Source organism: Bacillus sp. 7894-2 (assembly GCF_002272225.1).
GTDB lineage: Bacteria > Bacillota > Bacilli > Bacillales > Cytobacillaceae > Cytobacillus.
In genome coordinates this window covers 37,300-59,824 of sequence record NZ_NPDG01000068.1, presented here as the reverse complement: position 1 = coordinate 59,824, position 22,525 = coordinate 37,300, and the positions used below count along the sequence as shown (strand labels likewise).

Sequence of the window (22,525 nt, the reverse complement as noted above, 5' to 3'; positions counted from 1 at the left end):
CCGGATAGGCGCTTCTTTAAATAACTCCTAATGTGCTCATAAACACAACCAAAATCGTAACCGGAACAACTACTTTCATCAGGATGCTCCACGCTGTGTACATGGCTTGCGAAATGTCGCTGCCAACCAGAAATTCTTCTTTGACAAGCCCTTTGTCCATTTTAAAAGAAATAAACAGGGCAATCAGCAGGCAGCCCAGCGGAAGCAGGATGTTGCTGACGAGGTAGTCGGTTGCATCAAAAATATTTTTCCCGAAAATCGTGAAGTCTCCAAGCAGGCTGAATGACAGCGCAGCAGGGATCCCGGCGGCAAACATGACTATGCCGGAGATCCAGGAGATTTTTTTCCGTGAATGCTTTCCGTTCTCAATGAAGGCTGAGACGATAATTTCCAGCATGCTGAATGATGATGTCAAGGTTGCAAATAAGAAAAGCAGCAGGAAGATCGCCAGGAACACTTCTCCTAATGGGATCTGTGAAAAGACAGCAGGCAGGACCATGAACAGGAGCCCCGGGCCTTCCGCCGGTTCAAATCCGAATGCAAAGACAACCGGAAAAATCGCCAATCCTGCCAGGACCGAGATGATGATGTTCATAATTACAACAGATCCGGCTGATGACGGAATGCTGACTTTCTTATCCAGGTATGAGCTATATGTGACCATACAGGAAAAGCCGACTGCTAATGCAAAGAATGATTGTCCCAATGCATATAGTGCCGATTCGCCTGTGATTTCACTGAAGTCCGGGTTCAGGAAGAACTTGACCCCTTCCATTGCTCCATCCAGCGTCAAAGCGCGTATAACAAGCACGATAAAAAAGATGAATAATAGCGGCATCATGTATTTGCTTGCAGCTTCAATCCCGTTTTGGATTCCGAATGTAATGACGACTATATTAATAAGAAGAAACACAGCCAGTCCCATTAGTGTCCAGCTTGGCGTCGAAGTGATCATACCAAATAGTTCCGGATAGGCTGCACCCGGCTTGATGATTTGGCCGCCGATTGACAGGACTGTGTAAATCAGCACCCAGCCTCCAACAACCGAGTAAAAGCTCAGCAGCAGGAAGCAGCCGATCACCCCAAGCTTCCCGGTAATCGTCCACAGGCTGTTTGGCGCCAGTTTGTAATAGGCAGACACCGCCTCCTTCTGTGCGCCCCGCCCGATAATAAATTCTGAAATGAGCATTGGCAGCCCCACCAGAATCGTAAATGCGATAAACATCAGCAAAAAGGCGCCCCCGCCGCTTGTACCGGCTACATACGGGAACTTCCAGATGGCCCCCAGGCCAATCGCCGCCCCGGCCGAGGACATAATAAAACCGAATTTAGATGACCATTGCTCTCGATTTGTACTCATAGTTTCCCCCCTGTTGTGCTGTTCTCTATTTTTAATGGTGGTTCGGACTCTGGCTGCTGGTTTCTCTGATTGCGTTTTCCGTTGATTTGTGTCAGAAATTGAACCAAGTTCTGACTCTATCAACGGTTTTCTCGCTGGTTGTGTCCGGAGTTAAACCAGGTTCTGACTCAACCAACGGTTTTTCCGCTGGCTGTGTCAGAAGTTGTACCATGTTCTGACTCAACCAACGGTTTTCTCGCTGGCTGTGTCCGAAGTTGTACCATGTTCTGACTCAATCAACGGTTTTCTCGCTGGTTGTGTCCGAAGTTGAACCCGGTTCTGACTCTATCAACGGTTTTTTCACCGATTCTGTCCAAAGTTCCCCCCGAAAGATTACAGCTCTGTACGGATATCCCAAAGTTCTGGGAAGAATCGCTGATCCAACACTTTTTTCAGATAGCCGACACCGGATGAACCGCCTGTGCCCATTTTGAAGCCGATGATTCTTTCGACCGTTTTCATATGGCGGAAGCGCCACTGCTGAAGCCAGTCTTCGATATCCACAAGTTTTTCCGCAAGCTCGTATAACTCCCAGTACTTTTCAGGATTTTTATACACAGTCATCCAGGCGTCGCGGACAGACTCATTTTCTTTATAGGTTCTGGTTACATCTCTGTTTAGAATGTCTTCATCAATTGGCAATCCGGCTTTGTGAAGCGCGCGGATGGCTACATCGTAAAGCCCCGGTCTTTCGAATGCTTCTGTTAATCTCGCATGCAGCTCCGGATCCTTTTGATAGATTTTCAGGACATGCTCGGTTTTGTAGCCTAACGCAAATTCTACCATACGATACTGGTAAGATTGGAAGCCGGATGCCTGGCCGAGTGAATCGCGGAACTCCATATATTCGGATGGCGTCATGGTAGACAGCACATCCCACGCCTGAATAATCTGCGATTGTGTCTTTGAAACGCGCGACAATCTTTTCTGTGCTGTGGATAAATTATTGTTTTCAATTGATTCGATGGCTGCGCCCATTTCGTGAAGAATCAGCTTCATCCACAGCTCGCTCACCTGGTGGATGACGATGAACAGCATCTCATCATGATGGCCGGAAAGCCTGTTTTGCGCGGATAGGATTTTATCAAGCTGAAGGTATTCTCCGTAAGTCATGTTATTGGTAAAATCTGTATGGATACTCTTTTCAGCGGTTGTTGCGTTTACGTCCTGGTGTTTTTCGTTGATCATGTTGGTTCCTCCTTGAATTTAGTTATTTGATTAGACAGTTCTGGGGCCGGTTGAAACCGCGGTATGCTGCCGGCTAAATCGGGCGAATAACCGCCCTCACCGGGCTCCCGTCTCCGTCTTTAATCGGGAGCGGCAAAGCAATTAGTTCATAATTTCCTTCTTCTACCTCATCCAGCATAATGTTTTCCAGAATATGAATGCCATTCCGATATAAGGCATGATGCGTTTCCATTTCTTTGCTGTCGGGCTGATCGACTGATGGCACATCCACTCCGAGCAGTCGCACCCCTTTGCTGCCAAGGTAGTCTGCCATATCCTCAGTCAATTCAGGAATCCGATTCGGAAACACTTCCGGATCATTCGGAACCGAGGTCCTAAGCAGCACACGTTCTGCGCCTTCGATATCAAACTTTTTCAGAACCTCCGAATCCACCTTTTCATACCCAGATACATCGATCACCCTCGCTGGTCCGATATACAGCTCAATGTCCAGATCCAGGATCTTTTCGCCTTCATCATTAAAATGGAACGGCGCATCAACATGGGTGCCCGTGTGCAGGCTGGTCGTAATCCGGCCGATATTGACAGAGCCGGTTTGTTCTTTCGTAAAAGCTGTTTCATAGCTGAAAGGGGTATCACCCGGCCAGTGGGCAATGCCGTTTGTGAGCGGCTGAGATATATCGATCCACCCTTTTTTCGTCATGCTACGACTCCCCGCTTATTTTCAAATTGCTTATATTTTTCCTCTTCCATGATGCCTTTTAAGATTTGCACGGTTTTCCACACATCTTCAAACGTGTTGTATAGCGCAACCGGTGCCAGACGGATTCCATTTGGCGCGCGGAAATCAGGGATGACTCCTTCTGCCTTCAGGGCCTTGCAGATTCGCGCTGCTTCCGGGTGTTCCAGATAAATATGCCCGCCCCGCTTTTTTTCATCAAGCGGATTGCGCAGGACCAGGCCATGTCCGTCAAGCTCATGCTCAATCAGTTCAATCATATAGCCTGTCAGCTGAAGAGATTTTTCACGGATTCTCTCCATGCCGACTTCATTAAACATGCTGAGTGAGCCGATAATCGGTGCCATGCTGAAAATATTCGGCGTGCCGATCTGGTAGGCGCCCGCATCTTCAGCCGCTGTCAGCACATGGTCCATATCAAACTGCTTATCCTTGCGGGAGCTAAACCAGCCAGCAAGCCCCGGAACCTGTCCAAAGTGGCGCTTGTTCACAAAAAGCCCGCCCGTTGATCCAGGACCGCCATTGAGATGCTTATAGTTGCACCAGAACGCAAAATCGACATCCCAATCACTCAGGGAATGAGGGACAGATCCAACCGAATGGCATAGATCAAAGCCAATCTCAATCCCGCGCTTATGCGCCTCAGCAGTCAAATATTCCATATCCAGCACCTGGCCGCTTCGGTATAAAACACCCGGCAGGACAATCAGCGCGATTTCATCCGTCATGGCCGCAACAATGTCTTCTTCTCTCAATGTATGGCCATCCGCGCTTTTCACCCGGACAAGATGCTCATCAGGATCATAGCCCTTCAGCTTCACCTGGCTTTGCAGCGCATAAATATCACTTGGAAAATTAAGCTCGTCTGCCAGTATCTTTGTTCTTTTTCCTTCCGGATTATAAAAGGTGGAGACAAGCTGGTGAAGGTTAATAGTTGTGGAACCGCTTACAACCACTTCCTCCGGATTTGCCCCTACGATTGGCGCCAGCTCCTTACCCAGTTTTTCAGATAGATAGAACCAGGGATTGTCCCCTTCTGTCCAGCCGTCAATGGCATGGTGCTTCCAGGAGTCAAGCAGGTCTAGCAGTGACTTCTCCGCCCGTTTGGAAAGCAGGCCAAGTGAATTGCCATCCAGATAAATTCCATCTTCTTTTATATAAAACTCTTCCCGGTAGGACAGGTCATTTTGTTCATCCAGTTTTACAGCATACTCCTTTGTTATATCCATAAACTACCAACCTTTCAGAATATTTATTATTTATGAAAATTATATTGTTTGATTGACACTATGTCAATGATATAATGTCAATAAAATCAGATAGCAAATAAAGGATGAAAGTGATGAAAAAAACCGCAGGCCAATTGCCGGCAAGGCAGCAGCAGGCCATGAAAACACGTCAAAAGCTTCTCCAGGCCGGTAAAGAAGTTTTTCTCGAAAATGGCTTTCAAAAAGCGACCATCTCCCAAGTGATCAAAAAAGCAAAAACAGGCTATGGAACGGCATACGTCTATTTTAAAAATAAAGACGAGCTTTTCATTACTTTGATGGAAGATCTCATGAAGCAGTTTTACGAAGTGGCAGAGATGCCCTTTAAACCGCAGGTCAAAGAAGAGGCCTATGAAAATATTAAAAAGCAGGTAAGGCTGTTCCTGCAGCTGGCTCTGGATGAGCGGGACATGATGAAGGTCGTAAAAGAGGCCATCGGCGTCTCACCTGAGATAGAGGAAAAGTGGTACGGAATCCGCGAACGCTTCATCGAACGGATTTCAGTCGATATCCGCTACGCCCAGTCACAAAAGCTTGCCAAAGAGAACCTTGATCCGGTCCTCACCGCAAGAGGCTGGTTTTATTCAAATGAGATGTTCATGTGGGAGCTGGTGATGAACGAGGAGAAGTATCAGATAGATGATGTGATTGTGAACCTGACGAGGATGTATACGGGCGGATTGTACGAATAAAGCGAGCATTAACGGTCCTAAAAAAAGGTGCCTCTCCCATAGGAAAGACACCTTTTTTTTCACTTTCAAAACTACTTCCGAACGTTTCGGAAGGGACAGGCCCCGTGTCCCGCCTCTTAGATCCACTCTTTCCCATGCTGACGAATGAATTCAATATCTTCTTGATAGTGTTCATAGTGGCCTTCATCCAGCATTTTTTGAAAGGCAGCGTCACCTTCACCGGCTTTTCTTTTCATGTACTGACATAATCCTTCTAACCGCAGCAATACCATCTTCACATAGTCTTCTTCCATTTCCGCCATACCATAGGATTCAAAAAACAGCTTAACTCTTTGTCTTATACGGCTGGCATCAAGAGATGGATTATAATGAACGGCTTCGCCTGCTTCGGTATGATAATGCCTGCTTAATGGAACGCAGGTGTAAAGAGCATACGCTATGTCCCACAGTCTTGGTCCGGGAGCCGCAAGGTCAAAGTCGATAATGCCTGTCGGCTTTTCGTGATTAAAAATAATATTGTAAATGGCAAAATCATTGTGACAGACAACCTCCTGGTTATCTGGAGTATTGTCTAATGGCTTCCATTCATCCGATATAGGAAAATCACTTACCGCATCATGATAATGCCGGAGCATCTTCGCTATTTCTTTTAAAACATCATTGGACCACATGTATTCTTTTAAAGGGTAATTGCCCGCTTCGCCTTCAATATAGGATAAGATTTCTCTGCTTTTGTCATCCATTCCCAGAAACTTTGGTGCATAGCTGAAACCTTTGCTCTCCAAATGCTTTAATAAACGGTGAATTCTGGGACTGTCCGGCTTCAGTTCACGCAGGACAGTATCTCTCGAACGATAGACACGAGAGACATTCCCCCCTGTCAGCAGCTCTTCGTTTTCATTATGATTCTTCATTAAAATTCCCCCAATATAGGGACCCAATATCTGTGTCAATAGAGATGTATTTTAACCCAAAAATAAAAGCAGATCTGCGAAAGGCATCTGCTTGGCAATGGGAATTTAATTGTCCACACCATGTATCCCTTGAATGATTTTCAGATAGACAAATAAACGCATCCTTACAAATCAAGGACCGCTGCCTGTCTCTATCCAATTAATGCATCATTTCAAGTTATTCCACATGTGTAAAATCGATTCCCCTTTCTTTACATCTCTTAAAATAGATTTTACCATAGTATGGGAACTAATAATAGGAAACTTATCTATTTTTATGATTATTCAATTATTTTGGGGCAATTCTGATTTTCAAAATCAATATATTCCTCAATAAAACCCCTGTATTCATCTGTTAATCCATCCGGCAAGTTAGTCAGGGCAAAATACTCCAATTCTACTGATTCGTTATAATCTGCCTTCAGCTCTCCACTTACCTTTTTCGTAAAATAAAGGGCTGTTGCAGAATAAAGTTCATCACCATTTTGAACTTTCAAGTAGTACTCGGAGCCGGAAAAAACATTCAGCAGCTTCAGGTTTTCCACTGCCAATCCTGTCTCTTCAAAGACTTCTCTTTTGGCTGTTTCTTCAAAGCTTTCTCCCAAATCCATCAGCCCGCCCGGCAGCCCCCAGCCGCCATCATGCCTTTTTTGCAATAACACCTCATTTCGCTCGTTTAAAATAATTACCACTGAACCTGGCAGAATAATGGGGCTATGCCCTACATACTGTCTGAGATATTTATAGTATTCCACTTTTCTTAGCCCCCTCTGTTCCACTGATAGGCCAATAAATCTGTAGCCTTGTCCCATTTTACATATTCTTGAAATCTGGGCTGGATACCTTTTTTCATCTGCAAAATCCCGGCGGTCCGCAGCATTCTTCCATTTTCCTGTATCGCAAAAAGGACTGCCCTATGCAAATGGCAGTCCCCCTTTTTGTTTTTGTCGCGAAATGCGAATTACTTAGTCCACAACCGGAAACCACCCCGGAGTGTTCACAATTGCCTGCCAGAGCGGATCCGGGATAACCAGTTTTTCCTGATCCTTTTTAGATAATGTGACGGCAATTTCAGATTCTTTTCCTTCCTGTACCTTCTGCACCCAATCCGGCTCCATAATCAGCTCGCGGCCAAGGGCAACCATGGCCACTCCTGTTTCCAGTGCTTTCACAGCTTCATCAGGAGTATGGATCGACCCTACCCCGATAAGCGGAAGGCGATTATTGATTTTTTCTAACAGATGCTGAATTCTTGGCTTAGCTTCATCAGCCCCGCGTCTCGGTTTGGACCAGAATTCCATCAGGGAGACATGAAGGTAGTCCAATCCTTTATCTGACAGGACATCAACCAGTTGAAGAGTATCGTCCATGGTGATTCCTGGCTCAGTCGGCTCTTCCGGAGAAAAACGGTATCCGATAATGAACGGCTCATTAGCATGCTCTTGCACCGCTTTTTGGACTGCATCTACCACAGCAAGAGGGAACGTCATACGCTTCTCAAGGCTGCCTCCGAATCGGTCCTCACGGCGATTTGAATGCGGAGAAAAGAACTGCTGTATTAAGTAGCCATTGGCGCCATGAATTTCAACGCCATCATAGCCTGCCTGAATGGCCCTGCGGGTAGTCTCACCGAAAGCGGAAATGATATCTTCCACCTCTTTTTCCGTCAGTGCTCTTGGCGTATTGCTGCTTCCTTCAGATGCAACCGCACTGGCACTGACTGTATCCCCATTTGGCACTAGCTCTGGCGGACACTCCCTGCCTCCATGAAAGATCTGGAGAACGGCTTTGGCACCCTGCTCTTTAATGCTTGATGCCAGCCTTGAAAGACTTGGAAGCATCCCGTCATGATCGCCGCCGAATTCACCATTGAATCCCTTTCCGTTGGCTGTCACATTTGTACAGGCCGTAATCACCATTCCGGCCCCTTTGGAGCGGCGTATGTAATAATCGATCTCGGCATCTGACACGGTTCCATCCGGATGGGAAGCGAAATTTGTCATCGGCGCCAGGACCACCCTGTTTTTGACTTCCACCTTATTTTTTAACTGCAATGGTTCTACTAGTGGTTTATAGTTTTGATTCATATAAGTCACTCCTTCTTTTCGTTCACACCTAGTTTGTTTAATGTTTACACAAAATAAACTGGCATCAAACTTACTGTAATACTATAAGTTACAGTTTTGGCAGTCAATTATTTGAATCGCAGCGTTCCCAAAGGAACAGAGGGACAGGTCCCATGTCCCTCTGCTAAAGACTTATTCCTGGTCCCAGGATATATTTCCGATGACCACATCCAACTGGCCGCTTGGGATCATGAGTGACGTTTTCTCTCCCAAATTTTTCAACAGAAGCTGCCTGCCAACCGGAGACAGGAACGAGATACAGCCATTATCAGGGTCCGACTCTTCCGGGAGACAAATATGATAAACTTCCCGGTCATCCTCCCCGTCAAATAATACGGTTACCTTCGTTCCAATCAATACTTTCCGCAAAGGCTGTTCTGCCGGCGCCTGATTACAAAGAGCAAGGTATTGCTCCACTTCCCTTACATAAATACTGAGAAAATCCCTTCTACGCTCCTTCAGCGGAGTCGAAGAAAGGTAAAGTCCATTCAAGTCCTGATAATTTTCATCAATATACGTCAGCTGTTTGATAAAGAATTCTTTTTCAGTGAGAGCCTCAAGACTATGGTTCATAATAGATAACCCCCCTGCTCGGATCAAACACCCTGCAAAACATCAATTTTACTGTCATTTTCCATGCACCATCCTTTTTGAATATATAAAAAGCAGACCTTTCCCAATTACAAAAGAAAGGTCTACTATATATTTACAACATAGCATATAGATACCTGAAAATCCAGCCAACTTATGCGATCATTGGCAAACCCCGAGCGGATTCCCGTCAGGATCAAAGAATGTAAAAAATTTCGTGGTCCCTTCCCCGCCAATTGGATTCACGTTTACACCCTTCTCAAGTAAAAGCTTATGAGTTTCTTCAATATCTTCCGGAATGAAGTTATAATATTTCCCCACGCCAAACTGATTTTCCGGAAACTCCATCGGCTGATGAGGGCTGGTTCTGACAAGGCAGACGACAGTTTGCGCCTGTTCCCCAATCCGCATGACAGCTGCCTCTTTTTCCATGTAAATCCGCTGAAATCCCAGTATTTCTTCATACCAGCTTGCTGATAGCTCCGGGTTTTTGACCGGTATAAAGATTCCTTCCACGCCTTTCAGCAGCGGCTCGCTCATTAGAATCTCTCCTTTTAAATTTGAATGATATTTACCTATTTCCTTAGCCATCCTATTACTTCTCCCTTTTGTATTATTTTTCCTTTTTAAATTCAGGCTATCTGCTCATTTCTGCAAGAAAAAACGCTCCTGTTTTTGCAGGAGCGTTAAATTTGGACTGGTTCTCTTGTATTCGCGCTTCTTGTGTCCGAAATTGATCCAGGTTCAGACTCTCCCCTCGGCTTTACCTTTTTTCATGTACAAAGTTAGCTCGTCTTCCGACTCACCCGTACCGATATCCCTTTGTACTGTCCGAACAGGGAGAGCGGGCCCGCTCTGAATACTTTTCCAAATTTTAAGCACTCTAATTGTGTATGGGAGGTGAAGGATTTGACGCGTCAGAACAATAAATCAGAGAAACAGAAAACAAATTCCGCAGCAGTCAGCCGTCAGGGTTCAGGATCAGAATATGAAAAAGAGCGTGCCGGGAATGTGGAAGGGTACGGACAGCCCTACCCGGAAAATGGAGCTAAACAATAATGATGGGCAAGAGTGAATTAGACGGTTAATTCACTCTTTTTATATTGCCTCCACCACTTTGGATGCCTTCTTTGCAGGCTTTTTCCACACAAGGGTTAAACCGATCCCCAAGGCAGTGACGATAGCTGCGAAATAGTAAGGGTAGTTAATATCGATATCAAACAGCATTCCCCCAATAATAGGTCCGCTGATATTCGCGAGGCTTGTAAACATCGAATTCATTCCGCCCACAAATCCCTGTTCATTGCCGGCGATATTGGAAAGATAGGAAGTGATAGCCGGACGGAATAAATCGAATCCCACAAAGACAATGAAGGTTACAAGCAGGATCGCAAAATAGGAATGAACAACGGTCATTAAAAACACAAGCAGACCGGATAATAGTAAGCTGTAACGGATCAGTTTGATTTCTCCCCAGATGCGGGTCAGGCGGTCAAATAGCAGGATTTGCGACACTGCGCCAAAAACCGCCCCGCCCGTTATGACGATTGCAATATCCGCTGGTTTAAAGGCAAACTTGTGATCCACAAATAAACTAAAGAAGGATTCAAAAGCGGCAAGCCCAAATGAGGCGATAAAAATCAAAATAAAGGCCAAGAGATACTTTGGCTCCAACACACGACTGAAGCCGCTCTTTCCTGGTTCAGCTCCTTCAATACTTTCCTCATCACGCTCAGGCTCCGTTAATAAAATCATCGAAAGCACCGCTGCAAGTGCACCAAGTCCCCCCGCAAAGAAAAATGGCATCCGCGTTCCAAACTCTGCTAAAAATCCGCCTATGCCAGGGCCGATGATAAATCCGGTGCTGATGGCAGCTGACATATACCCGAGTGCCTTCGGGCGGGTTTCAGTCGTGGTAATATCCGCGATAAAGGCTGTAACGGCCGGCATAATAAAGGCTGCGCTAATTCCCCCTAAAATTCGTGAAAAGAACAGAACCTCAATTTCTTTTCCCATCCCGAATAAGAATTCGGATAGGCCAAAAATAAACAGGCCGATAACAATCATGATTTTTCTGCCGAATCGATCGGCAGCTCTCCCTGCAAACGGGGAAACAATCAGCTGGGCCAATGCAAATGCGGCTGTTAAATAGCCGATCGTTGTGCCCGTTATTCTCAATTCATTCATCAGTGTTGGCAGGACAGGAATGACCAGGCCGATTCCCAAAAAGGCAATGAATAAATTCGTCAATAATAATCCTAATGTGATTTTTTGTGTTTTCATCTATATCAGGCTCCTTACAAAACTGTCAAACTTGATTTTTATATACGATCTATCCTAGTGTATATAGTAACTATATAGTCAAGGGCAGTGATGTAAAAAATGAGTAAAAAAGACGGAAAATATTTAACGACAGGTGAGTTCGCAAAGCTTTGCAAGGTTAACAAGCAGACCATTTTTTATTACGACCAGATTGGGATTCTGTCACCGGTCATGAAAAATGAAAAAGGATACCGCTATTATTCCATTCATCAATTAGAGCTGTTTTTTGTGATTGATTTATTGAAGGATCTAGGCATGTCGCTTAACGATATACATCAGTACATGCAAAATAAATCGCCCGAAAGCTTTTTATCCATCATGTACCGGAAAAAAGAAGAGATTGTAAAGAAGCGTCAGGAAATCGAAATGAAGGAGAAAATGATTGAAGCCAAAATAGCCATAATGGAAGAGGCCTCCCACCTTAATTTTAACCGGATTACGCTTCAGCGTTTGCCGGAAGCAACCCTTTATTTAAGCAGAAACATTCAAAATATATCGGACGAAGAATTTTTAGAGGTCATCTCGGATTTTATTAATGAATTGCAGATCTCGCAGCTTGATTCAGGCTATCCGATCGGGTCCATAACGAAGCGTGAGCAGGTGCTGAAGAGGGAATACGCCAATTACAGCTATTTGTATATCGAGCAGCCCAATCCAAAGGAAGGCCATCCCTATTTTCGGGCCGTTAAAGGGGACTTCCTCATCGGCTATCATGTCGGGAGCGAAAAAACGATCGGCGATACGTATAAGCGGTTTTTTTCTGAGATGGAACGGCTGGATTTAACCTTGGGAGAGCATGTATTTGAAGAGTACATTTATGATACTGTTGTACGGAATGATAAGGAGCATTATGTTACGAAAATTATGATGGAGGTGGACCGGGGGTAGGATACGACAATCTTTAATTTGCCCTGCTCATTAGAAGGTGGGGTTCTTCATGTCCAAACAAAAAAACAGGCCCATAAAGAGCCTGTTTTGAGTTTGGTTTAAAATTAAGCTTTGCGAACGTTAGCTGCTTGAGCTCCACGCTGGCCTTGCTCAACGTCGAAAGTCACTTCTTGACCTTCTTCTAGAGATTTGTAGCCTTCGCCTTGGATAGCTGAGAAATGAACGAATACGTCTTCTCCACCTTCACGCTCGATGAATCCGAAGCCTTTTTCACTGTTAAACCATTTTACTTTACCGTTTTCCATTTTTGTTGCCTCCTTGTGTGTAAACCACACATTGTGTTACTATCCTTGCTCTCAGTGATCATCAAGACGTAAAGTTATTACTCAAACTATCCTTTACACCGAACAAAAATAATTCTTAATAAGCATAACACTTTTCAGAATTATATGCAAGGAACACAATAATTTATTTAATTTAGAACACTCGAATCCAGCATTCTCCCTTGGTGTGACGCAGGTTTGGGTTCGGAAATAAAATTCTTGTTTCCTGCTTTCTCTGTCTGAAGTTGCTCCGGGTTCGTACTCTAAACCCAGGTTTTCCGCTTTCTGTGTCCGAAGTTGCTCCAAGTTCGACTCTAAACCTAGGTTTCCCGCTTTCTGTGTCCAAGTTCGGACTCTAACTGACGCTCTCCCGTTTCTGTCGAATCAGCTCAGACTCCAGCAAAATTCTCCAAAAACAAAGGGCCAGATTCAATCCGACCCTTGGTCCTTTTATTAAATCACCGCCTGTATCTGCTTCGTATAGAAAAAGCGGACAATGAAGAAGTAAACAACCTGGATGGCCAGGAAAACACTCAGAACAGCGACTGATTCTTTAAACAGGTTAAAGTAGAACAGGTTCGATAACGCAGTCAGGGCTACAGCTCCATGGATTAGAGCAACGAGGATCGGCGCGAAAAACAGAATCATCGTCTGTCTGTTTAAGACCTTTTTCAGCTCTCTACCGGTCAGACCCATTTTGGAAATCGACCTGAACTTTTGTTTGTCTTCATCCAGATCCATGTAAAGCCGGAAGTACAGGAAGCTGCCGGCAGAGACGAAAAAGACAATTCCGATAAACAGGCCGACAAATAAAATGGGACCGTACCCCTTCATAATCTCATATATTTCATACTCCACAGATGTGATCTCATATCTTGGCAGTTCTTTATACAGCTTTTCAGAGGCAGCCATTACCCTTTCTTCCCCATCTGTAGCCTGCCAGGCATAATAGCTTTCTTCCCAGGCTGGTTCCGGCAGCTTTTTAAAATCTTCATCTGACACAATAAAATAGGAATCTATTGCGGGCAGGGCTTTCGAATGAATAGCTTCTTTCGGCTTCAAAACTGTGCCGGTCGTCAGTTTAATGGTTTCATTCATGAGGTCCTTCGATTGCCCGAGGTTGGTGCCTTGATACTCCACCACCAGCACTTGTCCTTCTTTTAAAGTAACGGGATCTTCGCCTATAAGGGAGGCAAAACGGTTAAAATCGGATTGGCTGGCAATCTGAGTGGAACTTCCGCCCACTTCAAAGCTCTGCAATACAGTATGTGCCGATTCGGTTTCAATGTTTTCTTCCTTTAATATTCGGTTGATAGACGCAACATTTTTTTCTTCTTGATCTTCACTCGTTTTATAGGAAAACGTTGTGGCATTTTGATTTTTTATGCTCGAAGTCAAAACGGTCTGAAATCCGAACAGCGTGCCGATTGCACTAAAGGCAACCGTTGAAACCATGGCCACCATGAAAAAAGTTCGCGCATTATCCTTCATGCGGAAAGCCAAATCCGAAAACAGCAGCATATTCGTCTTAAACCAGAAAACCCGCTCATTCTTCTTTAATCGTCTAATGATAAACACGCTTAATTGCGTAAATAACAGGTAGGTCCCAATGCAGACAACGATGATTACCGGCACCATGACCGCTACTACCATCACACCTTTTGAGAGTAAGGCAGCTGCATAACCCGCTCCTATTAAAAGGACAGCCAGCATCGTTAAGAAAAGATTCGCTTTCGGCTCACCCTTTGACATCTTATTTCCTTTAATTAATTCAATTAGCTTTTTGCTGCGCAGAACATACGTGACAAACAAGGAGATAAAGAAAAATAAAATAATGAAAGAAAAGAAGGTGATCAGGATGGCCTTCACTGGAAAATAAAAAGACAGAGTCTGCTCAATTATCAGCACATTTTCCGCAAGCAGCAAAATCGCCTTTGCAAATACAACGCCGAGGAGAATTCCGCTTAGGGTTGCCAGAAAGCCAATCAGCATATTTTCCAAAAAAACCATAAGACGGATCTGTTTCATGCTCATGCCCTGGATCATTAATAACCCAAATTCTTTTTTCCGGGACTGCAGAAAAGAACTCATTGAATATAAAACAAAAAAGAACGAAAACACATAGATAATTCCGGCAGCTGCATTCATTCCCTTTGTGACGGTTGAGTTCATCGCATCCCCGCTTAATGCCGGATGGTTCGCAAAAATCGAGAAGGTAAAGAAGACCATGACCGTAAATAAACTGCTGAGGAAGTAGGCAGCATATAAGCGTTTGTTCCGTATTACGTTATTAAACGCGAACTGACGAAAGGTCATGTGCATCCCCTCCCAGCAGCGAAAGTGTATCGATGATCTTTTGGAAAAAGGCCTGGCGGTTATCGCCGCGGTGTATCTCCGAATAGAATTTTCCGTCCCGGATGAAAATGACCCGGTTGCAATAGCTCGCTGCCTGCGCATCGTGTGTGACAAGCATCATGGTGGTCTTCTCCGTTTGATTAATCGATTCAAGCATCTCCATAACATCCTTGGAAGACTTGGAATCCAGATTTCCTGTCGGTTCATCTGCCAAAAGCAGCTTAGGCGTGTGGATCATCGCTCTAGCCACAGCCACTCTTTGCGCCTGTCCCCCGGATATTTCATACGTCCGTTTATTCATAATGCCGGTAATTCCCAGCTTTTCGGCAATTTGATACGCTTTTTCCTTCATCTCCTTCACTTTTTTCCCATCTAATGTCAGCGGGAGGACCATATTTTCTTCAACCGTCAAGGTATGAAGCAGGTTGAAGTCCTGGAAGACAAATCCCAGTTCACGGCGCCGGAATTGAGCCAGCTCTTCTTTTTTTAAGACATGGGGATTTCTTTCATTAATCAGGATTTCTCCTGTTGTCGGTTCATCAATGGTGGCAATCATGTTCAGCAGCGTCGTTTTCCCGCTTCCCGAAGGACCCATGATTCCGACAAACTCACCTTCTTCAATCGTTAAGTTAATATCCGTTAGCGCACGATAGGCGATCTTTCCTTCATAAATCTTGCTTACCTGTTTCACTTTTAGCATCACAAGTTCTCCTTTCACAGTCAGTTGACTTGTGATCAGTATATCTTCTATACCCTTTTCCAAAAATCGATTTTTCTTTCACTTACCTTACAAGATTGTAAGGTTCTGTGTTTTTCCGAAAATCAGCCGGAAAAGAGACCCTTCCCCAAGCGCAGACTCCAGTTCAATCCGATGGCCAAGGTAATCGGCCGCCTCCTTTGTCAAGTACAGCCCCATACCTGTAGATTCTCTGAACTTCCGCCCATTTTCACCGGTATAAAAAGGTTCAAACACACGGCGCTTGTCCGCCTCTGGAATCCCGGCTCCAAAATCCTTCACTTCTAAGACAGCTTCCCCGTCTTTTTCATAAACGGAAATATCAACCCTGCTGCTCTTTCCCCTGGAATACTTGACCGCATTATGGATCAGCTGGGAAAGCATAAAGAACAGCCATTTCTCATCTGTCTCCACAATTATGTTTTCTTTTTCCTGCAGAAGATTCGGATACACCCCGTTCCGGATATAAAACCGTTTGTTTTCGCCATTTACTTCATGAATGATTTTCGACAAGTGTACAGGTTTGATATGAAAATCCTGTTCGATTGTCCGGAGTCTCGCCATATAAAGGATCGTGTTCAAGCCCGTTTTCATCCGGTCTGTTTCTTCCCGGATGCTGGATGAATCCGGTTCATCCAGGTTTTGCGCAATCAGTTCAATGACAGAAAGCGGTGTTTTCATCTGATGGACCCATTGATCCATGAACTTCAGGTGCTCATCCTGCCTGGATTCCAGCGCCTTTATTCTCGTTTGATAATGTTTATACTGGTTCTTCAGCAGTTCATCAAGCGCCCTTGAAATGGGGGAGTTTTCTGTTGTTTGAAAGGAATCGTCAAGAGAAGAAAGCTCATTTGTCAGCCTTTTATAAAACTTGCGGCGGCTAAAATAGTGGTAGGACAGGTAGGACGTGAGAAAGAATAGGCCGAGAAACATGCCATAGAGAGCCGGCAATAGACGCTGATAGCCATCAAGCCAATAAATAGCCAGAACCACAAAAAATTGAACAATCTGTACAGCAATTAATAGCGCATGCTCTTTAAAAAATAATTTCATGTCTCTCCAGCCTTTCACCAGGTAACAATCAAACGATAACCTGACCCTCTCACGGTTTCGACCGCTCCTGAAAGCCCAATTGCCTCAAATTTTTTTCTTACCCTCGCCATATTTACATTCAATGTATTTTCATCCACATAAACCTGCTCATCCCACAGCTTTTCAAGAAGATCCTCACGCCCGGCCACACGCGGGTGCCGTTCCATGAGAATTTCGATAATATCCGCTTCTTTTTTAGACAGCTGGACCGTTTTATCACGAAATGTGAGTTCCATTCTTTCCGGAAACAGCTTTAATCCTTCTATCTCTAATATCCGTTCCTGTGCCTGTGAGGCATACTCTCCGTAAGCCCGGCGCAGCTGGCTGCGGATTTTCGCCATCACAATTTCCGGGTGAAACGGCTTCGTGATAAAATCATCCCCGCCATTTTCAAGCGCCATTACCTGGTCCATCTCCCCTACCCGGGCGGAAATGAAGATGACCGGACAAATGGATTCCTTCCGGATTTGCCTGCACCAATAATAGCCATCAAAGCTCGGAAGATTGATATCCAAAAGGACAAGATCCGGCTTCTGCTTATGAAACTCTGCCATTACATCATCGAACTGTTCCGCAGCCGCAGCCTCGTAGCCATACTTCACTAAATAGGTCTGCAGGTGCTCCGCAATTTTCGGGTCATCCTCAATAATGAATACTTTCTGCATCCTCTCACTCCTTTGTCTTAGAAAATTATGCCATAGGGAGAACGTGAAAGAAAAGCGGAAGGCGCCCGCAGACATTTATCTATCTTCAGAATTTATTAATACTAAAAAAGAGCTGCCTCAGCAGCCCTTCTAGATACAAGCCTTCTTTTCTAATGTACTGATCCATTTGTATTATCCCATCAGGATCATTAATAGAATCGGATTTACAAAGGCAGAATACCATAAATTCCACCATCCATAATGAAAGAAACAAAATGGATGAGGCAGCAGGGCAGCCGTTTCATGGCCCAGCAGGAAGATTTCCGGAATAATAAAGTAGCTCACCTTTTTCATGAAAAAACCCGAAAAAGGATACCAATTAATAAACAACAAGTTAACAGGCGGGATTAAAATGGTTTAGGCCGGAAGTGCTTCCTTGAGTAAAGTACCAGTATCCTTTGCACTTGAAATCCACAAAAATATCAAAGAATAATTGGAAGGCTATTGTAAAAACCCAGATATGGACAATTTTATTGACTGATATCCCTTAAATGGTCTTATATAAGGTCAAATTAATCAGAACTACTGAAGCAATTTGTAAAATCATTTTCCACTCCGGAACTTTTTGGATAGTATTTGCAGTTTGCGGGAATTCAATCCCTTTTTGATACTCACTTAGGGACCAGTTTCCCGTATACACAAATTGAACATGGATAGTGAAAAGTCAGACTGTTCTTCCCCCAACATGACAAAAATGTCACTTTACATTCTGTTACATCGATGGCTGGCGGGAAGAATAGCCGGTATAGTGTGGTAGTGAAGGAGGTCGAAAACATGACCAAAATGATACAAACCAAAAACCTATCAAAATCTTATGGAAAAACACAGGTCTTAAAAAATATTGATTTGACTGTTGAACAAGGGGAATTGACTGCCATTATGGGTCCGTCCGGATCCGGAAAAACCACCTTAATGAACACCCTGTCCACCATTGATGGCTTTAGCGGGGGAAATGTATGGATAGAGGGAAATTCCCTTTTAGATATGAAAAAGAAGGACCTGCGGGCGTTCCGCCAAAAAAGAATGGGATTTATTTTTCAGGATTATAACCTGCTGGATACTTTAACGGTGAAGGAGAACATCCTCCTCCCGCTTTCTCTTCAAAGAACACCTGTTGATGAAATGGAAAAGCGGTTAGCCAGATTGGTTGATGCCTTAACGATTGAATCCATTTTACATCAATATCCTTCTGAGATATCAGGCGGTCAGAAACAGCGGACAGCTGCCGCAAGGGCAATCATTACGAATCCCGCCATTGTGTTTGCTGATGAACCAACTGGTGCACTCGACTCCCGGTCTGCTACCCAGCTGCTGGAACAAATTCAATTACTCAATGAAACCTTCAGGACAACTGTTCTGATGATTACGCATGATCCCTATGCAGCCAGCTACTGTCAGCGGGTTATTTTTCTCCGTGATGGAAGAATCGTCAATGAAATGTTTAAAGGCGAGCAGACAGAAAAGGAATTCTTTGATCGCATCCTGACAATTCAAAGTGCTTTAGGAAGTGACCCTCGATGAACTTAGTGGATTTATCATGGAGGAATATGAAACGGAACTTCCGCTTGTATTCCATTTATTTCATCTCGATGTTTGTCGGCGTTGTCATTTACTTTACTTTCTCCGGTCTCATGTTTAACAAAGATGTAGTCGAAGCCATTCAAAATAAGGAAAACTACAAAATGGTTATTTCCCTGGTTTCGGTGATTGTCTTTTTGTTTATTGTCTTCTTTATTTTGTATGCGAACTCTTTTTTTATGAAGCAGCGAAAAAAGGAATTCGGCATGTATTTGCTTTACGGCATGAAGGAGAGACAAATTGCCGCAATGGTCTTTTTTGAAACCTTATTCTTGAGCGCCATTTCGGTTTCCAGCGGGATCTTAATCGGTGGACTGCTATCGAAGTTTTTCGGTGCGGTATTAATGAACTTAATGCGCTATAATGAGGAAATTTCTTTTGCTTTTCCATTAGAGGCGATTGCATCAACTGTACTGTTATTTGCCTTATTAATCGTCATCATTACCATTCAAAGTTATGTCACTGTCCGGCGTGTCCAGTTAGTGGAATTGTTTCATGCAAAGGAAAAGATGGAAAAGCCATTTAGATTTTCTTTTGCCCTGGCGCTGCTGTCCATACTACTGATTTCGGGATCATACTATATGATTACCATAGGAGATACGGACATTTGGAAAAATCATTTTAATGAAATCTTAACAGCTGTAGCGGCAGCTTTGATTGCCGGGACCTATTTATTTTACCGGCAGTTCTCTGGCTGGATGCTCCAAAAGCTGAGCCAGCAGAAAAACTATTTTATGGGCAGCAAAATGTTATGGATCTCTTCTCTCCGTTTTTCCATTCGAGGAAATACAGTCAATTTCACCTTCAATTCACTGATTAGTGCGATTGTCATCTTTACAGTCGGATTTCTGGCTGTAGACTATGCCATGAAAAGCGAAGTGGTAAAAAAAGAGTATCCGAATCATTTTGCCTTTTCGACCCAGGAGGATGAAACTCAAAGATATATTGAAAAAATGATGAATGAGTCTCACCCCATCCTTGGTCATGAAACCCTTACAGGAATTCAAACAGAAAAGATCCAAAACAGAAAGGCATTCTTTAGCTATCCCGAATATTACACCGAGGAATTTTACCTTTTCCCGGAGTCCCAATTAAATGCAATTGTTGATTTGAGAGGAACGGGAGAAAAAGTAGATATCGCTGGGGAAGAGGCCATTGTATTAACAAGGGGGATTGATGAACCGGTAAAATATACAGGTTCTCAACCTGAAATAACCGTTTTGAAAGACCATACATTTCGTATCGCGGAAAAAATACGGTACCCGCTGTTAACCATCCCGACGAGGCCTGGCGGGAAAACCAATCCGCAGCCTTCTGTGCTTATTGTTTCAGACGAGGCTTTTGAGGAATTAAGAAAAGGACGCACCCTTTCTTCATTCGAAATTTATCAAATAGAATATCCCAAAACATCCAATGATGTATCACGGGAAATCCATGACATCGTGATGAAAACAGAAGGAGCCTATTATTCGGCCTATATCGATATGTATTCCATAGATACGGAGTCATCTTCTTTAATCTTGTTCTCCGTTGCCTTTTTTGCTGTTATTGCCTTGTTTGCTTTGGGGAGTGTGATTTATTTTAAACAGCTGCGCGAAGCTACAGAAGAACGGGAACACTATGCCATTCTGCGGAAAATCGGTGTGGACGACAAAGACATGAAAAAGATTATCCGCAAGCAATTGCTGTTCGTATTTTTGCCGCCGCTCCTGCTGGGATTGCTGCACAGCTGGTTCCTTTTATATTATACGGTCATCCTGGTTATCAAAGATTTGCCTTCTTTAACGACCATTATTTTTTCCGTCATGGGCCTATATGTGCTAACCTATTTAATCTTTTACGCTTCATCTGTATCTATTTACTACAAAATTGTCAGCGAAAAAAACACACGATGAGCTTTTTACTCATCGTGTGTTTTTTGCATTAGTAAGAAGGGATCGCTATCAAGCGGGAAGTGAACGATAAATTGGGTGTATTCATTCACTTTCGACGTGCAGCTAATATAATGTCCCAGTTTGTTGCACAGCTGCTGGGCTAAATATAAACCCATCCCGGTTGACTTCGAATGCACCCGCCCCGTTTCTCCTGTAAAACCGCGATTAAATACTCTCGGAAGATCTTTCCCGCTGATGCCAATCCCATTATCCCGAATCACGAGCTGTTTTTCCTGCGGGGTTTCCACAGCGGAAATGGTGATTTCTCCGCCAGGTTCCGTATATTTCAAACTGTTTGTCAGAAGCTGATTGACAATGAAATGGAGCCATTTAGGATCACTTTGAACTTCAAGCTCATCTGCCTGTATGTGAAGGCGGATGTTACTTGAAATAAACGACTTGGAATGGGACTTAACTATATCCTTAGAAATCTTGATTATATCGCATTTCCGGATATCGTAATCCTGATTAAAGCTGTCAAGTTTAGCGTAATAGAGTGCTTGATCAACATAATTTTCAACTTTGGCGATTTCTTCCCTTAAACTGTCTGCATCCATATCAGTCTGCTGCAGCAGGCGAAGAACCGCAATGGGTGTTTTGATTTCATGAAACCAGCTGACAATAAAATCATAATGTTCCTTCTGTCTGTCCTGAATCCGATTCATCTCACGGATATGTTCCCGCTTCAGCTCATCGATGTGGGCCTTAGCGAACTCCCCTTCCAGAGACAGGCTGTCGTAATCGGCCTTTTCTATTTGCCTGATCACACGGAGATTTTGCTGATACCGGTATACTAAAAACCCAATTAAGACAATCGAAGACAAGGTAAAGGCATAGAGGAATGTCCCCCATGCCAGGCTGCCGTGGATATCAGTAAAAAAGATGGCAGCTGAAATCAGGAAGCTGATCAGGTAGAGGACGATATAAGGCTTTTCATAGGATAGATAGCGAAGAAAATTCATTCAATTATATACCCTAACCCTTTCCGAGTGACAATGAAGTCCTCTAATCCAAGTGCGCCAATTTTCCGGCGCATCCGATTCACATTCACGGTCAGTGTATTATCATCAACAAACTGCTCCTCATTCCACAGCGACTGCATTAAGTCATCCCTGGACACGATTTTCCCGATATTCCGCATCATCAGCTGCAAAAGGATGAATTCATTCCGGCTTAGCTCATTGCTTTTCCCATTCAATTCAATCGTTGAATTGGTTACATTTAATTTCAGGCCGCGATGGATCAGACGGATATTCTCCTCTTCCTGATAGGTATACTTCCGGCGGATGAGCGCACTGATTTTGGCAAGAAGGATATCCAAATCAAAGGGCTTCTGGATAAAATCATCCCCGCCCATATTAATGGCCATTATGATATCCATATTCTGATTTCTGGAGGAAAGGAAAATGATCGGCACCTTTGAAACCGAGCGTATTTGCTGGCACCAGTAGTATCCATCAAAAACAGGAAGATTGATATCTAATAAAATGAGGTGTGGGCTTGTCTGCTCAAATTCCGTCAGCACTTGATCAAACTGAGTTACCTCTACCACATCATATTGCCACTTTTTAAGCGTATCAGCGACAATCCTTCTTATTTTTTCATCGTCTTCGATCATCATGATTCTATACATAAAA

Annotated in this window: 24 protein-coding genes; 5 read left to right on the top strand and 19 right to left on the bottom strand. The window is 43.9% G+C overall.

The window, feature by feature from the left end; all coding sequences use genetic code 11:
• Window positions 1-16: 16 nt before the first annotated feature.
• The 4 genes from CHI10_RS10515 to kynU all read right to left on the bottom strand — a co-directional run bounded on the left by CHI10_RS10515 (window position 17) and on the right by kynU (window position 4,555).
• Window positions 17-1,360 carry a sodium-dependent transporter gene (locus CHI10_RS10515; protein WP_095244240.1) on the bottom strand — a complete coding sequence of 448 codons (1,344 nt, stop codon included), beginning with the start codon at window positions 1,358-1,360 and terminating at the stop codon, window positions 17-19.
• Window positions 1,361-1,732: 372 nt separating this feature from the next.
• Window positions 1,733-2,587: a tryptophan 2,3-dioxygenase gene (kynA, locus tag CHI10_RS10510; protein WP_179289006.1), complete on the bottom strand. Its 855-nt coding sequence runs from the start codon at window positions 2,585-2,587 to the stop codon at window positions 1,733-1,735.
• Between the two features lie 73 nt (window positions 2,588-2,660).
• Window positions 2,661-3,290 carry an arylformamidase gene (kynB, locus tag CHI10_RS10505; protein ID WP_095244239.1) on the bottom strand — a complete coding sequence of 210 codons (630 nt, stop codon included), beginning with the start codon at window positions 3,288-3,290 and terminating at the stop codon, window positions 2,661-2,663.
• Window positions 3,287-4,555 (bottom strand): kynureninase, encoded by a 1,269-nt coding sequence (gene kynU, locus CHI10_RS10500; protein ID WP_095244238.1) that lies wholly within the window; start codon window positions 4,553-4,555, stop codon window positions 3,287-3,289. Before kynU ends, kynB begins: the two co-directional genes overlap by 4 nt.
• Before the next feature lie 113 nt (window positions 4,556-4,668).
• Between kynU and CHI10_RS10495 the strand changes: the two genes are divergently transcribed.
• On the top strand, window positions 4,669-5,286 hold the full coding sequence (locus CHI10_RS10495) for a TetR/AcrR family transcriptional regulator (protein WP_095244237.1): 618 nt from the start codon (window positions 4,669-4,671) through the stop codon (window positions 5,284-5,286).
• 116 nt (window positions 5,287-5,402) lie between these two features.
• Here CHI10_RS10495 and CHI10_RS10490 read toward each other — a convergent pair whose 3' ends face one another.
• The 6 genes from CHI10_RS10490 to CHI10_RS10470 form a co-directional block, all read right to left on the bottom strand.
• Window positions 5,403-6,200, bottom strand: a complete 798-nt coding sequence (locus CHI10_RS10490) for a phosphotransferase (RefSeq protein WP_095244236.1) — start codon at window positions 6,198-6,200, stop codon at window positions 5,403-5,405.
• Window positions 6,201-6,520: 320 nt separating this feature from the next.
• Window positions 6,521-6,994 (bottom strand): NUDIX hydrolase, encoded by a 474-nt coding sequence (locus tag CHI10_RS10485; protein WP_095244235.1) that lies wholly within the window; start codon window positions 6,992-6,994, stop codon window positions 6,521-6,523.
• 5 nt (window positions 6,995-6,999) lie between these two features.
• Window positions 7,000-7,161, bottom strand: coding sequence for a hypothetical protein (locus CHI10_RS22330; protein ID WP_179289005.1), 162 nt, complete (start codon window positions 7,159-7,161; stop codon window positions 7,000-7,002).
• 43 nt (window positions 7,162-7,204) lie between these two features.
• Window positions 7,205-8,326, bottom strand: coding sequence for an NADH-dependent flavin oxidoreductase (locus tag CHI10_RS10480; RefSeq protein ID WP_095244234.1), 1,122 nt, complete (start codon window positions 8,324-8,326; stop codon window positions 7,205-7,207).
• A gap of 171 nt (window positions 8,327-8,497) precedes the next feature.
• Window positions 8,498-8,938, bottom strand: a complete 441-nt coding sequence (locus CHI10_RS10475; protein ID WP_095244233.1) for a GreA/GreB family elongation factor — start codon at window positions 8,936-8,938, stop codon at window positions 8,498-8,500.
• Between the two features lie 180 nt (window positions 8,939-9,118).
• A complete protein-coding gene (locus CHI10_RS10470) occupies window positions 9,119-9,496 on the bottom strand; it encodes a VOC family protein (RefSeq protein ID WP_095244273.1) in 378 nt (125 codons plus the stop codon).
• Window positions 9,497-9,865: 369 nt separating this feature from the next.
• On the opposite strand from CHI10_RS10470, the gene CHI10_RS22325 reads away from it, so the two are divergent.
• Window positions 9,866-10,015, top strand: coding sequence for a hypothetical protein (locus CHI10_RS22325; RefSeq protein ID WP_179289004.1), 150 nt, complete (start codon window positions 9,866-9,868; stop codon window positions 10,013-10,015).
• Window positions 10,016-10,054: 39 nt separating this feature from the next.
• Here the strand turns inward: CHI10_RS22325 and norA are convergent, their stop codons facing one another.
• Window positions 10,055-11,239, bottom strand: coding sequence for a multidrug efflux MFS transporter NorA (gene norA / locus CHI10_RS10465; protein ID WP_095244232.1), 1,185 nt, complete (start codon window positions 11,237-11,239; stop codon window positions 10,055-10,057).
• Window positions 11,240-11,338: 99 nt separating this feature from the next.
• Here norA and CHI10_RS10460 point away from each other — a divergent pair, with 99 nt between their 5' ends.
• Entirely contained in the window at window positions 11,339-12,166 is an 828-nt protein-coding gene (locus CHI10_RS10460; protein WP_095244231.1) for a MerR family transcriptional regulator, read from the top strand.
• 104 nt (window positions 12,167-12,270) lie between these two features.
• On the opposite strand, the gene CHI10_RS10455 is transcribed toward CHI10_RS10460, so the two are convergent.
• From CHI10_RS10455 to CHI10_RS22665, 6 genes are all read right to left on the bottom strand, one after another.
• Window positions 12,271-12,471, bottom strand: a complete 201-nt coding sequence (locus CHI10_RS10455) for a cold-shock protein (RefSeq protein ID WP_009335135.1) — start codon at window positions 12,469-12,471, stop codon at window positions 12,271-12,273.
• 471 nt (window positions 12,472-12,942) lie between these two features.
• Window positions 12,943-14,805, bottom strand: coding sequence for an ABC transporter permease (locus CHI10_RS10450; RefSeq protein WP_095244230.1), 1,863 nt, complete (start codon window positions 14,803-14,805; stop codon window positions 12,943-12,945).
• A complete protein-coding gene (locus CHI10_RS10445; RefSeq protein ID WP_095244229.1) occupies window positions 14,780-15,544 on the bottom strand; it encodes an ABC transporter ATP-binding protein in 765 nt (254 codons plus the stop codon). Before CHI10_RS10445 ends, CHI10_RS10450 begins: the two co-directional genes overlap by 26 nt.
• A gap of 87 nt (window positions 15,545-15,631) precedes the next feature.
• The gene (locus tag CHI10_RS10440) at window positions 15,632-16,633 is read right to left on the bottom strand and encodes a sensor histidine kinase (protein WP_095244228.1); all 1,002 of its coding nucleotides are present in this window, start codon (window positions 16,631-16,633) and stop codon (window positions 15,632-15,634) included.
• 14 nt (window positions 16,634-16,647) lie between these two features.
• The gene (locus CHI10_RS10435; RefSeq protein ID WP_095244227.1) at window positions 16,648-17,337 is read right to left on the bottom strand and encodes a response regulator transcription factor; all 690 of its coding nucleotides are present in this window, start codon (window positions 17,335-17,337) and stop codon (window positions 16,648-16,650) included.
• A gap of 171 nt (window positions 17,338-17,508) precedes the next feature.
• On the bottom strand, window positions 17,509-17,670 hold the full coding sequence (locus CHI10_RS22665; protein ID WP_286137295.1) for a hypothetical protein: 162 nt from the start codon (window positions 17,668-17,670) through the stop codon (window positions 17,509-17,511).
• Between the two features lie 480 nt (window positions 17,671-18,150).
• Between CHI10_RS22665 and CHI10_RS10425 the strand changes: the two genes are divergently transcribed.
• Together CHI10_RS10425 and CHI10_RS10420 are read left to right on the top strand one after the other, a co-directional pair.
• A complete protein-coding gene (locus tag CHI10_RS10425) occupies window positions 18,151-18,897 on the top strand; it encodes an ABC transporter ATP-binding protein (RefSeq protein ID WP_095244226.1) in 747 nt (248 codons plus the stop codon).
• Window positions 18,894-20,849 (top strand): ABC transporter permease, encoded by a 1,956-nt coding sequence (locus CHI10_RS10420; RefSeq protein ID WP_095244225.1) that lies wholly within the window; start codon window positions 18,894-18,896, stop codon window positions 20,847-20,849. The genes CHI10_RS10425 and CHI10_RS10420 overlap by 4 nt, the downstream gene beginning before the upstream one ends.
• A gap of 5 nt (window positions 20,850-20,854) precedes the next feature.
• On the opposite strand, the gene CHI10_RS10415 is transcribed toward CHI10_RS10420, so the two are convergent.
• The gene (locus CHI10_RS10415) at window positions 20,855-21,850 is read right to left on the bottom strand and encodes a sensor histidine kinase (RefSeq protein WP_095244224.1); all 996 of its coding nucleotides are present in this window, start codon (window positions 21,848-21,850) and stop codon (window positions 20,855-20,857) included.
• A complete protein-coding gene (locus CHI10_RS10410; RefSeq protein ID WP_095244223.1) occupies window positions 21,847-22,521 on the bottom strand; it encodes a response regulator transcription factor in 675 nt (224 codons plus the stop codon). The genes CHI10_RS10415 and CHI10_RS10410 overlap by 4 nt, the downstream gene beginning before the upstream one ends.
• Window positions 22,522-22,525: the final 4 nt, after the last annotated feature.

Excerpts from the sequence above, each read along its gene's own strand:
- CHI10_RS10425 (WP_095244226.1), top strand. The coding sequence starts at position 18,151 with ATGACCAAAATGATACAAACCAAAAACCTATCAAAATCTTATGGAAAA.
- CHI10_RS10490 (WP_095244236.1), bottom strand. The coding sequence starts at position 6,200 with ATGAAGAATCATAATGAAAACGAAGAGCTGCTGACAGGGGGGAATGTC.
- CHI10_RS10450 (WP_095244230.1), bottom strand. The coding sequence starts at position 14,805 with ATGACCTTTCGTCAGTTCGCGTTTAATAACGTAATACGGAACAAACGC.
- CHI10_RS10495 (WP_095244237.1), top strand. The coding sequence starts at position 4,669 with ATGAAAAAAACCGCAGGCCAATTGCCGGCAAGGCAGCAGCAGGCCATG.
- CHI10_RS10475 (WP_095244233.1), bottom strand. The coding sequence starts at position 8,938 with ATGAACCATAGTCTTGAGGCTCTCACTGAAAAAGAATTCTTTATCAAA.
- CHI10_RS10460 (WP_095244231.1), top strand. The coding sequence starts at position 11,339 with ATGAGTAAAAAAGACGGAAAATATTTAACGACAGGTGAGTTCGCAAAG.
- CHI10_RS22665 (WP_286137295.1), bottom strand. The coding sequence starts at position 17,670 with ATGAAAAAGGTGAGCTACTTTATTATTCCGGAAATCTTCCTGCTGGGC.
- CHI10_RS10515 (WP_095244240.1), bottom strand. The coding sequence starts at position 1,360 with ATGAGTACAAATCGAGAGCAATGGTCATCTAAATTCGGTTTTATTATG.
- CHI10_RS10420 (WP_095244225.1), top strand. The coding sequence starts at position 18,894 with ATGAACTTAGTGGATTTATCATGGAGGAATATGAAACGGAACTTCCGC.
- CHI10_RS10440 (WP_095244228.1), bottom strand. The coding sequence starts at position 16,633 with ATGAAATTATTTTTTAAAGAGCATGCGCTATTAATTGCTGTACAGATT.
- CHI10_RS10410 (WP_095244223.1), bottom strand. The coding sequence starts at position 22,521 with ATGTATAGAATCATGATGATCGAAGACGATGAAAAAATAAGAAGGATT.
- norA (WP_095244232.1), bottom strand. The coding sequence starts at position 11,239 with ATGAAAACACAAAAAATCACATTAGGATTATTATTGACGAATTTATTC.
- CHI10_RS10445 (WP_095244229.1), bottom strand. The coding sequence starts at position 15,544 with ATGCTAAAAGTGAAACAGGTAAGCAAGATTTATGAAGGAAAGATCGCC.
- CHI10_RS10470 (WP_095244273.1), bottom strand. The coding sequence starts at position 9,496 with ATGAGCGAGCCGCTGCTGAAAGGCGTGGAAGGAATCTTTATACCGGTC.
- kynU (WP_095244238.1), bottom strand. The coding sequence starts at position 4,555 with ATGGATATAACAAAGGAGTATGCTGTAAAACTGGATGAACAAAATGAC.
- kynA (WP_179289006.1), bottom strand. The coding sequence starts at position 2,587 with ATGATCAACGAAAAACACCAGGACGTAAACGCAACAACCGCTGAAAAG.
- CHI10_RS10480 (WP_095244234.1), bottom strand. The coding sequence starts at position 8,326 with ATGAATCAAAACTATAAACCACTAGTAGAACCATTGCAGTTAAAAAAT.
- CHI10_RS10415 (WP_095244224.1), bottom strand. The coding sequence starts at position 21,850 with ATGAATTTTCTTCGCTATCTATCCTATGAAAAGCCTTATATCGTCCTC.
- CHI10_RS10435 (WP_095244227.1), bottom strand. The coding sequence starts at position 17,337 with ATGCAGAAAGTATTCATTATTGAGGATGACCCGAAAATTGCGGAGCAC.
- CHI10_RS10455 (WP_009335135.1), bottom strand. The coding sequence starts at position 12,471 with ATGGAAAACGGTAAAGTAAAATGGTTTAACAGTGAAAAAGGCTTCGGA.
- kynB (WP_095244239.1), bottom strand. The coding sequence starts at position 3,290 with ATGACGAAAAAAGGGTGGATCGATATATCTCAGCCGCTCACAAACGGC.